The sequence below is a fragment of the Heyndrickxia sp. FSL K6-6286 genome, from assembly GCF_038630395.1.
Taxonomy (GTDB): domain Bacteria; phylum Bacillota; class Bacilli; order Bacillales; family Bacillaceae_C; genus Heyndrickxia; species Heyndrickxia oleronia.
Window position 1 is genome coordinate 3875828 of the sequence record NZ_CP152029.1, and the last position, 14648, is coordinate 3890475.

At 38.5% G+C, this 14648-nt stretch carries 14 protein-coding genes; 3 read left to right on the forward strand and 11 right to left on the reverse strand.

The features are described 5' to 3' along the window. Window positions 1–176: 176 nt before the first annotated feature. From MHI39_RS19560 to MHI39_RS19590, 7 genes are all read right to left on the reverse strand, one after another. Window positions 177–1310: an IS110 family transposase gene (locus tag MHI39_RS19560; protein ID WP_259544790.1), complete on the reverse strand. Its 1134-nt coding sequence runs from the start codon at window positions 1308–1310 to the stop codon at window positions 177–179. A 601-nt stretch (window positions 1311–1911) separates the two neighbouring features. After that, window positions 1912–1968 (reverse strand): hypothetical protein, encoded by a 57-nt coding sequence (locus MHI39_RS19565; protein WP_235813276.1) that lies wholly within the window; start codon window positions 1966–1968, stop codon window positions 1912–1914. A 277-nt stretch (window positions 1969–2245) separates the two neighbouring features. Further along, the gene (locus MHI39_RS19570; RefSeq protein WP_342540003.1) at window positions 2246–3466 is read right to left on the reverse strand and encodes an amidohydrolase; all 1221 of its coding nucleotides are present in this window, start codon (window positions 3464–3466) and stop codon (window positions 2246–2248) included. Between the two features lie 16 nt (window positions 3467–3482). Then, window positions 3483–4718: an amidohydrolase family protein gene (locus tag MHI39_RS19575; RefSeq protein ID WP_180213504.1), complete on the reverse strand. Its 1236-nt coding sequence runs from the start codon at window positions 4716–4718 to the stop codon at window positions 3483–3485. A gap of 42 nt (window positions 4719–4760) precedes the next feature. Further along, complete coding sequence (locus MHI39_RS19580) at window positions 4761–5066, reverse strand: deaminase (RefSeq protein WP_321202196.1); 306 nt, start codon at window positions 5064–5066, stop codon at window positions 4761–4763. Beyond that, on the reverse strand, window positions 5042–5227 hold the full coding sequence (locus MHI39_RS19585; protein ID WP_257234284.1) for a deaminase: 186 nt from the start codon (window positions 5225–5227) through the stop codon (window positions 5042–5044). The genes MHI39_RS19580 and MHI39_RS19585 overlap by 25 nt, the downstream gene beginning before the upstream one ends. Before the next feature lie 75 nt (window positions 5228–5302). Beyond that, the gene (locus MHI39_RS19590; RefSeq protein WP_342541467.1) at window positions 5303–5893 is read right to left on the reverse strand and encodes an ankyrin repeat domain-containing protein; all 591 of its coding nucleotides are present in this window, start codon (window positions 5891–5893) and stop codon (window positions 5303–5305) included. A 232-nt stretch (window positions 5894–6125) separates the two neighbouring features. On the opposite strand from MHI39_RS19590, the gene MHI39_RS19595 reads away from it, so the two are divergent. After that, complete coding sequence (locus MHI39_RS19595) at window positions 6126–7004, forward strand: LysR family transcriptional regulator (RefSeq protein ID WP_180213505.1); 879 nt, start codon at window positions 6126–6128, stop codon at window positions 7002–7004. A gap of 1024 nt (window positions 7005–8028) precedes the next feature. On the opposite strand, the gene MHI39_RS19600 is transcribed toward MHI39_RS19595, so the two are convergent. From MHI39_RS19600 to MHI39_RS19610, 3 genes are all read right to left on the reverse strand, one after another. Beyond that, window positions 8029–9030 (reverse strand): PD-(D/E)XK nuclease family protein, encoded by a 1002-nt coding sequence (locus MHI39_RS19600; protein WP_259547058.1) that lies wholly within the window; start codon window positions 9028–9030, stop codon window positions 8029–8031. Window positions 9031–9171: 141 nt separating this feature from the next. Next, the gene (gene spoIIP / locus MHI39_RS19605; RefSeq protein WP_278892758.1) at window positions 9172–10059 is read right to left on the reverse strand and encodes a stage II sporulation protein P; all 888 of its coding nucleotides are present in this window, start codon (window positions 10057–10059) and stop codon (window positions 9172–9174) included. Next, window positions 10049–10588 carry an RNA polymerase sigma factor gene (locus tag MHI39_RS19610; RefSeq protein WP_278892756.1) on the reverse strand — a complete coding sequence of 180 codons (540 nt, stop codon included), beginning with the start codon at window positions 10586–10588 and terminating at the stop codon, window positions 10049–10051. Before MHI39_RS19610 ends, spoIIP begins: the two co-directional genes overlap by 11 nt. Window positions 10589–10795: 207 nt before the next feature. On the opposite strand from MHI39_RS19610, the gene MHI39_RS19615 reads away from it, so the two are divergent. Together MHI39_RS19615 and MHI39_RS19620 are read left to right on the forward strand one after the other, a co-directional pair. Beyond that, window positions 10796–10969: a hypothetical protein gene (locus MHI39_RS19615; RefSeq protein ID WP_158022225.1), complete on the forward strand. Its 174-nt coding sequence runs from the start codon at window positions 10796–10798 to the stop codon at window positions 10967–10969. A gap of 229 nt (window positions 10970–11198) precedes the next feature. Beyond that, on the forward strand, window positions 11199–12086 hold the full coding sequence (locus tag MHI39_RS19620; protein ID WP_342540004.1) for a nuclease-related domain-containing protein: 888 nt from the start codon (window positions 11199–11201) through the stop codon (window positions 12084–12086). A 665-nt stretch (window positions 12087–12751) separates the two neighbouring features. Here the strand turns inward: MHI39_RS19620 and MHI39_RS19625 are convergent. Beyond that, entirely contained in the window at window positions 12752–14425 is a 1674-nt protein-coding gene (locus MHI39_RS19625; RefSeq protein WP_078110032.1) for a ribonuclease J, read from the reverse strand. Window positions 14426–14648 lie beyond the last annotated feature (223 nt).

A 14648-nucleotide genomic window follows, 5' to 3' on the forward strand; every position in this document is an offset into this window, starting at 1 on the left:
TCGGTAGGCTCTTTTCTGTGAAAATAAAACTCCGCCTTTAAGAATAATTTATTAAGTTTAAACTTGATTAAAATTGTGCAAGCTATAAATAATTTAATTTGGGCAATAGGAAAGCAGAGCTACCGAATTTTTCGGTTTCTCGTTTAACTTTTCTGTTGTTTGTCTATAATGCTAATTTAAGTTGACTCATGGTAGGGTTCCTTATTCTGAAGCATATGATAGACAATAGTTAGCATTCGATGTCCGATGGCAACGAGTGCTTTTTTCTTTCCCCTTCTTGCAGCTAGTGACCAATATTTGATTCCTAATCTTTGATTCCGACTTCTTGAAACAGCCCACGCAGCCTCACACAATGCAGATTTAATATGAGGATTTCCTTTAACCGTTTTAGTGTTTTTTTTCCTTCCAGCACTTTCGTGATTTCCGGGCGACAATCCTGCCCATGATGCAAGATGTTTGGAGGTTGGAAATTGTCCCATATCTACTCCTATTTCCGCAATGATAACAGCTGCCGTGTCTTTCTTAATTCCCGGCATTGTAACCAGAAGCTGTACTTCCTCCTGATAGTTGGATAAAATGACGTCGATTCTTTTCTCGATATCTAATATTAATTCTTCTAAATTAACAATGTGCATCCAAGATTGCTTAATAAGAAATAGCTGGTGATCATTTAATGTTCCAAATAGTGAGTCGGTAATCAATTGCTTTTTATGGGCCATTCTTCCATGTATCTTTTGTTCGACATCTTCTTGATCGATATAACCTTCATTCATCAGTTGTTCCAATAGTTTTCGTCCTGATACTCCAAATATATCTGAAATAACTGTGCTTAATTTGATGTTTGAGGACTCTAGTACCTTTTGGATTCGGTTTTTTTCGGATGTCATGTGTCCAATCCATTTTTTTCTGAGGCGAGTCAAATCTCTCAAATTTCGAAAGTCTTCGGGAGGGACAAAACTTTTCTCTATTAAGCCATGTCTTAATAATTTAGCAATCCATTCAGCATCCGAAACATCTGTTTTCCTTCCAGGGACATTTTTAATCCTTTGAGCATTTGCCAAAGTAATATCAAAGAAATCCTCCAAGATATTGTATACAGGTTTCCAGTAGACGCCTGTACTTTCCATTGCGATGTGGGTTACTTCCTTCTCCTCAAGCCATTTAAGAAGATGAAACAGATCCTTCGTCAAAGTAGGAAATGTTTCGGTCTCCTTAATCAAGTCAGTTTCTGATTCTCCAAGAATGACACAGGCAACTATTGTTTCCGAATGAACATCTAGGCCTGCACATCGTTTGTGCAATGTTTCCATTTCACTCCACCTTCTGAAAATATTCCACAAACAGTGGAATGAATTTGAAATTAAACATTTTTCTGTTCGTAGTCATCTCTCGAAATTGAGAGAGCTAACAATGGGTTGTGCACCAAATTCATTCCAACAGTTTTCTCAACAGGGTAAGACCACCAATAAGAGCTACGTCATATACTCACTGTTTGTGGTATCTACATTATGGGACAGAGAACCCATTTTCATTCTGGGTTGAGAGCGAAAGATCATGAAAGTTTTCTCAAGCATTCTTTTCGAGACTTTCCAAGTATATTATTCATCTTCCCCATTCCTTTAGGTGCTGTGCATATTTTAATAGAAGTATGGCATTTTGTATATTTTCTAATTAAAAAAATTTTGTTCATTCCTGTTAACCTATTTCACATAAAAACCATAAAGGGTTCGTAGTCTTTATTGTTAATCTTTTTAAAAATAGGTATAATATAAGTATAAATAAAAATAATAAAAAGGCACTGGCTGCAACCAGTACCTTTCGCACAGCATACTGCAAGAAGTGCAGTGGCATCGTGTAAGAATGTAAGAAATAAAAGTAACTCACTATCTCACTTTGCCAGGCGAGGGTGGGTTACTTTTTTTGTGTAACCATGATCACTGCGACGATTAAAGAAGCGAATGCAATCATAAGCTCTAGTGCGTCTTTTATAGTAATCAACAGCAGCACCCCCTTTCATTGGGGATTGCCACTGCCACCCTGCCGTATAGCTGTACAATTATTATACCACGTCATTAATGGTATTTCCTAACAGCCCATATACGAACAATGGTATTTCCACCTCTTCTTTAACAATATCCTCATATTTAGTTTTTGTCCTGCATAAAGTCTTTGTTGTGCCATCCTAAAAAAAAACTGAAGATGATATCATCTTCAGTTTTTCGCTCAAATCGTTAATCTTCCTTTATCACAAAGTTCCGGATACGATTTCTCCTTGGAATATCGTTGCTACTCGCTTCGATCGTCTCGCAATGGTTTCAGCAGAACATGTAGCATCAACGACGACTAGATCAGCATCGTCTCCTATCTTCGGCCAAATTTGTTCACCTTGATCATTAAGCTGTGTTTTCCCACCTGTGATAAAAGAAAGTGTTTGTGCTAAGGATTGTTCATTTACCCATCCTGAGATTTCCGCTAGACGGCTTGCTCGTTCTAAAATATCTCCATTTCCAAATGGGGACCAAACATCGAAAATATTATCACATCCGACAGCAACCTCTACCCCTTTCCTGTGCAATAATTGAACAGGAGGAAACTTTCTACCGAGTGGGACACTCGTAATAATCGTGATCCCTGCATCAGATAAGATGTCAGCCATCGCTTCTGCCTGAGCTACTGAAATATCCCCGAGTCCAAATGCATGACTTATCGATACTTTCCCTTGTAAACCAGCTTCTTTCGTTAATTGGGCTAATCTTTTCATCGTAAAGATACCTAAATGGTCGGCATCGTGCAAATGCAAGTCGATGCCCGCATTGCCTTCAACAGCGATCTCCACCATTTCTTGTAAAGAGGCTTCAATATCACCATCAACCGTCGCGGGATCTACACCACCGACTAAGCTTGCTCCTTGTCGTACCGCTTCCCGGACTAAGTCTTTTGCCTTTGTTCTTAATAAACCATGCTGTGGAAATGCAACAATTTCATAGCTGAGCTTGCCTTCAAACGATTGCAAGGCCTTCTGAACCTCTTCTAAATTTTTCAACCCCACCTCAGGATAAATATCTACATGTGTGCGCACATGCGTTACTCCAGACTGCTGGTAGATATTCAATAAGGATTCTGCACGTTCTTGAGTAGTCGTTTCCAAGTTTGGAAGTGTAGTTTTTTCAATTTCTAATCGTTCAAAAATATTTTTTACTGGTGTGACTGCTCGCCAACGATCACTAAGCAATGTTTTATCTAGGTGACAATGCTTTTCGATAAATGAAGGCAATACCAATTGCTGCTTCACATCTTTTTTCGGCAAATTGTCTGTTATCACTTCAGTTGAAGGAAGGATTTTTGCAATTTTCCCTTCTTTGATTAATAGATGATTACATTCAGTTTTTGTCCCTGTTATGACACCTTGGTCGACATCGTACCCACTTTCTAATCGGACATTAGTTAGCCAAAAAGTCGAACTCATTCATCATCATTCCTCTCTATTTCAAAGTTGAAAGTTCACCTGCAACGAGATTACCTTTATTTAAAACGGCGATTCTCTTCGCTCTCCTAGCAACTGCCTCAGCTAAACAGCTTGCATCAACGAACACAAGATCAGCTTCATCACCAATATTCGGCCAAATGCGTTCCCCACTTTTATTCAAAGGAGTTTTGCCCCCTGTAATATAGGTAAGAGTTTGTCCAAGTGACCGTTCGTCACTTAAACCAAAACGCTGAGCTAAGGTTCCAGCCTTTTCTAAACTATCTCCTTTTCCAAAAGGGGACCAATGATCGGTAATACTATCATCACCAAGAGAAATATCTACACCCTTTTCATGCAAAAGCGGGATTGGAATCGTTCTACCAATTGGAACAGACGATGTAATTGAAATTCCTTGTTGTGCGAGGATTTCCGCCATTTCAGTTGCTTCTTTAATGGAAATATCGGCGATTGCTAATGCATGACTAATAGTCACTCTTCCTTGCCATCCTGCTTCCTCCGTCAAAGCGGCTAATCGCTTAAACGTAAAAATACCGAGATGTCCCGGATCATGGATATGAAGATCAATATTGGCATTTGCCTCTACAGCAAGATCCATTACCGTATGTAATGATTTTTCAATATTCTCATCAATCGATGCAGGATCTACGCCACCAACTAAGGAGGCCCCGCTCCGCAATGCTTCTCTTACTAGCGATACAGACTTGCTTCGCAATAATCCATGCTGTGGAAAAGCTACAATTTCAACATCAGCCTTACCTTTAAACGTTTCTATCGCTTGTAAGGTTGCTTCTAAATTTTTCAACCCAATGACAGGATCAATATTACAATGAGTACGGACATAGGTTGATCCAGAATGTAAAAGTAAATCGAGTAGCTTTTCTGCCCTTTCCTTTGCAACAGGCAATAAACGAGGAAGTAATTCCTGCTCTTCCTCCAATCTAGTTATAATCCCCTTTGTTGGAATACTTGGCGCTTTCCATGGACCACCATAGTATGTCTTATCAATATGGATATGCATGTCCCTAAAAGATGGAAGCATCAAATAATGATTGGCGTCATATATTGGTAAATTAGTTACCAATGGTTTTTCGGCTAAAATCATTTCCTTTATTTTTCCGTCTTCAACTTTTATATGGAAATCTGCTGTTTCTGTTCCTGTCACTGTACCATTTTCAAAATAGTAACCTGTTTCTAATTTCACATTTGATAACCAAAACTCTAAAGCTGCCATTCTCTTTCCCCCTTCGCTATTCGGTCCAATCACAATGACCAATTATTTATTATTTAATTCGCTCCACCGTTGATACACTTTAATACTCTCATCATCTTTTTGTTGAATCATTGGTAATCTACGTTCTTCGATAGGTTTGGCGTACTCATCATAGAAGGTTTCTAATTCAAAGTATTTACGATCATCCTTATAATAAGGAGCATAATCCTCACGTGTTGTTATATAGATTACTTGTTTAGGACTACAGTAGTAGAGAGAACCTAAGCACATCGGACATGGGCTTGCTAGAATATAAATATCACAATCAACTAGATGCTCAGTTTCTAATTTCCTACATGCTTCTCTAATCGTAGTATTTCAGCGTGTGCCGTCGGATCATGTGTTTGCGCAACTAAGTTGGGACTTTCTGCAATAATTTCCCCATCTCGTACGATGACTGTGGCGAATGGTCTCCCACCCTCTTCTACATTTTTACGTGCTAAATCAATTGTATGTTTAACAAAATCCATTTTTATCACCTCAAAATTAGCTTTCTGTTTTTATCTAGATGAATATTTTTCTATAAATTAAGAATACTTCGCTTACTATGCTTCCACGTCCTGCAATAACTTTGCTATTTTATGAAACCCTCTATTTTGAGCATGTTCCAAAGCTGTTATTCCCTCGCGATCACCAATCTTCACATCTGCCCCATGTTCAACTAATAGCTGTACAATTTTTTGATGTTTTTCGCCGCCATCCCCTAAAATGACTGCTTCCAATAGTGCTGTCCAATGCAAATTGTTGATATGGTTAACATCAATATCCGAGTGAGTCAGTAGCTCCTCCACCACATCAACATGCCCCCGTTCAGAAGCAGGGATAAGAGCCGTCCCTCCATATCGATTCGTCAGTTTTGTATCCGCTCCAGCCTCTAATGCTAGCTTTACAATGTCAAGCATGCCTTCTGCCCCAGCATAAAGAAGCACATTATTTAACTGATTGTCACGAATATTGATATCCGCCTTTTTTTGAATCAGTGCCTTTACCGTTTCAATGCGATTGTTATAAGTTGCTGCAACTACAGCTGTACGCCCACGCTCATCAATTGCATTAATATCCGCACCGTCCTCTAGCAATCTAAGAATTTTTTCTGTTTCCCCCTTCTCAGCTGATGCAATGAGTTGCTGATTCAATGGAATCTCCTCCTTTTTCAACACCGTTTTTTTCTGTTGACTTTGTGGGGAATCGGGTATCGAATGACAGGCTGCAAGTAAAACTACCATTAAAAGAACCAAGAATCGATAATATCTCATTATCCTTTTTCCTCCTATACAAATATGCTAACATGGGAATATCTATATTAAAAATATAAAAAAAATTAATTTTACTTAAGTTTTTCATATAATAGAAGGAGTGTTTTATGAAGTGGATATCAGACAGCTGCGTTATTTTATAGCGATTGTAGAGGAAAGGAAAATTTCAGCTGCTGCAGTAAGACTCCATATTTCCCAACCTCCTTTAAGTCAACATTTAAAAGCCATGGAGGAAGAGCTCGGATCTAAATTAGTGGAACGCAGCGGAAAATATTTAGAAGTCACTGAGGCTGGCAAAGCCTTATATAAGTATGCCTTACAGGTCACTCAATTAATGGAAGAAGCAAAAATGGAAGTAAAGGAAGTGGGAAATGGTGTAAACGGAAGACTAACCTTAGGGATAAATACCTTTTCCTATGTTGGTTTATCTACTATTCTGCAAGATTTCCAACAACTATATCCAAAGGTGACCTATAAAATTCAACAGAATGAATCCTCTCATCTGTGTAAATTAGTAAGGGATCGGTCAGTCGAATTGGCAATCATCCGATTACCGCTTGAGTTAGATGACTTCACCGTTTTTCATCTTGATACAGAGCCCTTTTACTTGATTACATCAACAAAACAGAAGACATTCAAGCATGAAGTGACACTTGAAGAAGTGGTAAATTTCCCACTCATTTTACCTAGTACAGAAGGATTGGGTGTACATTATTTGATTTTGGAGGCCTTTTCTAGGAATCAGCTCCATCCGAAAATTGTCTCCGAATGCTCAGACATCTCGCTTTTATTAGACCAAGTCGCTGCTGATTTCGGTGCATCGATTGTTCCGGAAACCGTCATTAAGCTAAATAAAAACAACCATATCCAAGCGACCAAAATTGTGGACGACAATTTCAATACCTCCACTGGCCTCATCTGGTTGAAAAATCATTATCTTTCAAGCGCCGCTGAAAACTTTATTCATTTGCTGACGGAACGTAAAAAGTGACTTGTTGCTTGCTGGGGGATGAGTGGTGTAACTATATTAGAGCTATGATTAGCGGGATTGTGTTTAGGTTGTGTTCTCGGTAATCATTGCGGGGTTTTGGTTACCTGAATCACGAATTGGTGCCTCTTTCGGTAACCTTTACTGGGCTTTGGTTACCCAGATTATGACTTGGGGCCTCTCTTGGTTACCTTTACTGGGCTTTGGTTTCCCGGATCATGATTTGGTGCTTCTCTCGGTAACTATTACACGGTTTTGGTTACCTGGATCGCGGCATGGAGTCTCTTTCGGTAACCTTTACTGGGTTTTGGTTACCTGGATCGCGGCATGGAGTCTCTTTCGGTTACCTTTACTGGGTTTTGGTTACCTGGATCATGACTTGGGGCCTTTCTCGGTTACCTTTACTAGGTTTTAGTTACCTGGATCGCGGCGTGGAGTCTCTTTCGGTTACCTTTACTGGGCTTTGGTTACCCAGATTATGACTTGGGGCCTCTCTCGGTTACCTTCACACGGCTTTGGTTACCTGGATCGCGGCGTGGAGTCTCTTTCGGTTACCTTTACTGGGCTTTGGTTACCCAGATTATGACTTGGGGCCTCTTTCGGTTACCTTTACTAGGCTTTGGTTACCCTACTCTCGTCGGGGCTTCCTCTTCGGTAACCTTTATAGGGTTTTGGTTACCTGAATCGCGACTTGGGGCCTTTCTCGGTTACCTTTACTGGGCTTGGTTACCCAGATTATGACTTGGGGCCTCTCTCGGTTACCTTTACACGGCTTTGGTTACCCGAATCACGATTTGGGCCTCTCTCGGTTACCTTTACTGGGCTTTGGTTTCCCGGATCATGACTTGGGGCTTCTCTCGGTAACTATTACACGACTTTAGTTACCCGGATTACGAATTAGGGCCTCTCTTGGTAACCATTTTACGGCTTTGATTACCCCGATTTCGTTCTCAAGGGCATTCTGTGACAAATTATTAAGGAAAAGAGCTGTCATGAAGATGAAGGACAGCTCTTTATTTTTGAAATTCTATTTATTTACCACCAACATGGACGAATGACTGACGATGTCATCCAACATTGTTTCAGCTTTCTTTAAGGTTGCCAATGTTTGCTGTAAATCAATCATTCCATTCTTATCAATTGTTCTGTATTCATCTAAAATAGCAACCGTCATGAATTCTCCATTACCGAAACGTTCTGGTTTAATAAAAGAGAGCTCCAATTTATTGCAATGCTCTAAAATGATTTTAGACCAGAAGGATCTTAGTTCTGAGCGCTTACTTTTATCTTTGACTTGAATCTTGCAGCATAGCTTTTCATTTTCAAGCTGTAAATAAACTCTGCATGAATCAGCATCCTTCCAATGCCACCAAAATCCATTAAAGCCACCCCGTGGATTTGCAACGTAATCCCAATGACCATGAATCCCTTCTTCTTGTAATTTGGAGTAAAAGCCATGCCATGATAAAAATCCCCATGTAGCTAGCGGTTGTTTTTGATAACTTTCATGCTGAGCATCAATATTTTTAAGGTGCTCATAATAATCGACCAATATCGGATTACTCGTCCCACCTTGAATCCCGGTTTCCAATATAGTTAGCATTTCTTTTCTTCCGAATAATTCGAATCCCGCATTTTTTACTATTTCATAATTTCCTTGGTTTCCTATTTTATAATAAATAGGTAGCTGTTTATCTTTTCCTTCATCATATAATGTCTTTCGATAACGATTTAGTTGATCGGAATGTTCTTTTGTATATGTTTTATCTTCTATTAAAATATAAATCTCATGATTAATTACGGCTAGCACATCAATCTTAGATTGCTGTCTAATGATTTCGATACGATCAATTTCCACCATCTGCATCCCATGCTTTGTAAAAATTTCAGTAATAAATTGTAACGCAGTCAAATGCAACTTTTCATCCACATCTTTATATTGTGGATTGCCCCATTCCAACAGCCAGCACAAAAAAGCATCCTGTGAAAGTTCGCTCGTTGCATAGTTAAATAAATTGGGTCTGTTCAATTTGTTCACTTCTCTCAAATTTTCTCTATTTACAAAATATTCCTTGTTTATCATAACAAATGGGGAATAATTAAAAAAGCTATTCATTGTGAAAAAACCTGAATATTAGTCGCACTATTCAGGTTTGCGCTTTAGAGTTAATTATATTTCTTTTTCCTTAAGAAGCTCTTCAATTACTTCCGCGAGAACATCCACTGTTCTATATTCCTCCTGCAATGTGTTTTCCACTCCTCCTATTTCTAGTAATACGGAGTTTCCAAAGAGGTCCTGGTTATACGTATTCTGGCTTGTTGCAATGTCTTTTACAACCACTCCTCTTGATAAATCAGGAAATTTCCCATTAATTTTTTCATCGAGAAGTTGAGCAAATTTTAAATTCTCCTCATATTTAGCACTTGAGCGGGATACAACAAGCACTGTTTTAGCGTATTCTTTTCCGTTAATTTCAATCGTCGTTTCATTTCGTTTTCGTGAATCTCTGTGTATATCAAAAACCATTTTCAAGCTTTTATTTTTTTCCAAGTTAGATTTTAATGGCTCTCTTGAGATGGTGTACGAGTCATTAAAGGATAAGCCTTTTTCTTTGAGAATACCCATAATATTTGTTTTATCATGGATCGTTGGAATCCCCTTCTTTATTAAGGACTGGCTTAATTTTTCACCTACTAATGTGATATTGTCCGTTTCGTGTAAGGCATCGGCCGGATCATTCCTATTCGATTTAGTGAAAAAGGATTCAAAATTATGTGTTTGATAGATATAAATTATAGGGTCTTTTTTCGTAGCTATAGAGGAGAATATTCCCTCTTGCTCGGTATCTTTACCTCCATAAATAAAGAAACATGTAAGAGCAATTGCACATATTGCAATACTACTTGAAACATATGAAAATAGTTTCATCCTTCGTTTATTATTTTGCATTCTTGCGCTTTGTCTGAGTTTTTTTGAAGTAGCTGAAACAAATTCCTCTCTAGGATTGAGTGGATATGTTTCTTTTATTAGTTCGAATAGATCTTTATCAGTTTGCATTGCCCATAACCTCCTCTGCATCCATGTTTAATTTTTTCCTTAGTTCCTTCAATGCACGGTGGTAATCGACTTTTACCTTCGACTCACTACATTGCAAAATTTCAGCTGTCTCTTTTATTGAACATTCGTTAATCCCTCTTAGTATGACTATCGCTCGATAGTTTGGTTTTAAGCTTGAAATGGCTGTGTGAACAAGCTGTTTCGTTTCATTTTGTTCAATTATTTGATGGGGGTCCTTTTCGGTTGAGGCGATTTGTTTAAAAAATCCATCGGTAAAGAGAGAAGAAAATCTTTTTTTTCGATAATGGTCAATCGCAACATACTTGGCAATTGAAAATATCCATGTTTTTAGGTTGGTAATTCGGACCTTGTTCGATAAATTATTTAGGACACGAATAAACACTTCCTGTGTTAAATCCTCTGCATCATTCTGGTTTCCTGAAAAACATATAAGAAATCGATACACATCCAAATAATGGAGATTATAGATCTTATCAATCTGTTCCTCGACATTTTCATGATCAAACAAATCGTTCCCCCCTCAATTTCTGTTGTTTTCATCTATTTATCGTTTGAGATGATGGAAAAGTTACAAGATATTTTTAAAAGTTTTATCAAACTAGTTCTTCTTCGCACACGACGGAAATACCTTTATGAACTTTAACAAAGTGATAGGATATTAAGTGGGAACCCATGGTAAGATGAATAGAGAGATCGTAGGTGAGGTGACTGAAATTTGATCATGAATACTATATTTATTATTGCTATTATTGTGGCTGTTTTTGCTTCCATTGCAGCCTGGTTAAATACTCAAATTATCGTCAGAGAATTAGCTGAAATAAAGGAGAAATTAGGGATAAAGGAACATAAAAAGAGTTCATTTCTTGACCGTGACCTTGATAATGATTGAAAGGGGTCAATCATCGTTAATATATTTACCTGTAAAAAAAATGGACGCTTTCCTTTTTTGAAAAAGCGTCCATTCATACTTAAAATCCTAAAAGTTCTTATGTAGTAAAAAATCAAAATATTCATTTTTCTATTGTCAGTAAAGGAAATATTTCATAAAATCGTATTAAATAACTATTAGGATGGAGGGATTTATCATTAAAATCCGTAAAGAACCGACTGAATTAAAGATGTTAAAACTTTTAAACTCAAGAACTTCTTTATCAGCAAAGGACAAGAATAATTATCATTATCTTGAAAAAGGGTTTGAAGGGGAGAAAAAATTTGATGCGATGATAGGGAAATCTTCTGAATACCTCCTCATCATTCCAGATCTACTTTTTGAATATCAAAATACTACTTTTCAAATTGACTCACTAGTCATTGCAAAAGAGGAAATTTATTTATTTGAAATAAAAAACAATGAGAGAGATCATTATTTTAAAGACGATAATTGGTACTTACTATCAGGTAAGGAAATTAAAAATCCACTTCTCCAACTAAAAAGAAGTGAATCTCTGCTTCGACGACTATTGCAATCTCTCGGTTTTCAACTGCCAATCAAAGCGTATCTCGTTTTTGTTAACCCCCATTTCTTTCTATATCAAGCTCCTATGAAAGTACCTATTATTTTCCACCCACAGCTTAAACATTTTATTGATGATCTTAAGGCAAAATCTTTGAAACTAACTGATAGACATGAAAACATTGCAAAAAAGCTCCTATCCCTTCATATAGAGGAAACTACCTTTCATCATATTCCCGAATACACATTTGAACAGTTGAAAAAGGGCATAACTTGTATTAAGTGCTCGTCTTTTATGAAGGCACTAAACTTAAAGGAATTAACTTGTGAAAAATGTGGTACAAAGGAGGGGTCTGAAATGGCCATCTTACGTAGCATTGACGAATTCCAATTGCTTTTTTCCGATCGTAAAATTACCACTAATGGCATTTACGAATGGTGTGAAATCATCCACTCTAAAAAAATGATTCGCAGGATCCTTACTGAAAACTATACTCTCCAGGGTCACGGTAGATCGGCCCATTATGTTAGAAAAAACAAAAATACGCAATAAGAGTTTTGTTACCCTTTTTGGTTTTTTGGGGGAACTATTCGGGAGCAATGATTACCGGGTTGAGGCTGGGAACCCTATTTGGGTAACTATTCCAGGGATTTGGTTACCCGGATCTCGTCGTGGATCCTACATCGGTAACTATTCTAGAGCTTTGGTTACCTGGATCTCGTTTCGGATCCCTGCTCGGTAACCTTTTCGGGGTTTTGGTTACCCGGATCTCATCACAGAGTCTACTTCGGTAACCTTTCCAGGGCTTTGGTTACCTGGATCTCATCACAGATCTAATTTCGGTAACCTTTCAGGGGTTTTGGTTACCCAGATCTTATCGCGGCTCCCTTCTCGGTAACCTTTCCAGAGCTTTGGTTACCCGGATCTCGTCACAGAGCCCACTTCGGTAACCTTTCCGGAGCTTTCGTTACCCGGATCTCGTCGCGGCTCCTTCCTCGGTAACTATTCTAGAGCTTTCGTTACCTGGATCTAGCCACGGAGCCTACTTCGGTAACCTTTCCGGGGTTTTGGTTACCCGGATCTCATCACAGAGCCTACTTCGGTAACCCTACCGGGGCTTTCGTTACCCGAACCTCGTCACCGATCCTCCCTCGGTAACCTTTCCAACTCTTTGCTTACCGAATCCCACCCAGGCTCCATCCTCGGTAACTATCCCCTTATATTTCAATAATAATTGGAACAACCATTGGTTTTTTCTTCAATTGGTTGAATATATGTTGCTGAATGGATTTTTTCAGCTCTCTTTTCATTACTTTTCGTTCGTTGCGGTTTTCTGCTTGTAGCTCATTCACCGTTTTGGTAGTAAGTTGATTCACTTTTTTTCGGAGTTCTGAGAAACCACCGTCCATAAATCCACGGGAGATTGTTTCTGGTTCGGATAGCAGTTTTCCGTCTGCTTTGCTTATCGTTAAAACGACGATGAGCATGCCGTCCTCTGCAAACTGCTTACGGTCTCGCAGCACAAAATCTCCTACATTCCCAACATCTCCACCGTCAACATATGTGTTGCCAACGGGTATTTGGCGGGTTTGGCGCGGTACACCATTTTCAATATCAACAACATCGCCATTATTAATGATAAATGTGTTTCCCTGTTCGACACCAACGGATTCAGCTAATAAACGGTGATGGTGCAGCATTCTAAGTTCACCATGAATCGGGATAAAATATTTTGGTTTCATTAATGTCAGCATTAATTTTAAATCTTCTTGATATCCATGACCGGAAACATGCATACCAGATGTACTTCCTGATCCATAAATCACCCTAGCTCCTATTGCATAAAAATTATCTACAATACTTGTTATCCCTTTTTCATTCCCAGGGATTGGGCCGGCAGCAAGAATCACCGTATCTTTTGGCAACACTTCGACACCGCGAAAATTCCCCGTCGACAAACGGGCAAGTGCAGCCAATGGTTCCCCTTGGCTTCCCGTGCATAAAATAGCGACCTTTTCAGGAGGCAGTTCATTTATTTCATTTTGGTCGATTAACATTCCATCCGGAACGGTTAAGTACCCTCGTTTCATCGCAATATCTACTACATTCACCATACTTCTTCCGAGCAACGCAAGTTTTCGATTGGTTTTATAGGCGGCATTTATAACCTGTTGAACACGACTAACATTGGAAGCAAATGTAGAAATAATAATCTTCCGTTCCGCTTTTATGAAAGCTGCCTCCACATGATCCGATACCATTTGTTCAGATGGAGTTAAGCCGGGACGTTCAGCATTTGTACTCTCGGACAATAAAAGCAATACTCCCTCATTACCGATTTCAGCCATCCTATGAATATCTGAACGCTCATCACTTTTCTCAGGTGTTAAATCAAACTTAAAGTCACCGGTATGTACAATATTCCCCTCTGGTGTGTGAAAGATGATGCCTAAGCAATCAGGAATACTATGAGTCACTTTAAAAAATTCCACACTTATATTTCCGAATTCCAATTTCGAGCTTGCGTTGATTTCTACCAGTTTGCTTTCTCTTAAAATTTTATGTTCTTTTAATTTGAGTTCAATTAATCCTAGCGTGAAGCGTGTTGCATAAACAGGTACATTTAATTTTTTCAGGAAGAACGGAATTCCTCCGATATGATCTTCATGACCATGTGTGACAAGTAAAGCCTTTACCCTATCTTTATTTTCGATTAAGTAAGACAGATCAGGAATAATCAAATCAATTCCTAATAAACTCTCATCGGGAAACTTGTTGCCACAATCGATAATTACAATATCGTCTGCATATTCAATTGCATACATGTTTTTTCCGATTTCATTCAAGCCACCTAAGGCGAAGATAGATAAGATATTCTCATTTGTACTCATCTTAATATCCTCCCACTAAAAAAGATAATCTTAGTATGTCCTTTGTTTTTCCATTTAAGCATGGGGACGGTTCTCCCGCTTCCTTTTTCTCATAAGAAAAAGTATGTCCCGTTAGGCGATTAAATTTTACCAAGGGGCATACTTTTTCATTTTTTTATACTATTACGAGGTGGGCTCATAAGATCCATCATTCGGCAATTTTATTGTTTTGATGCTTTCTTTG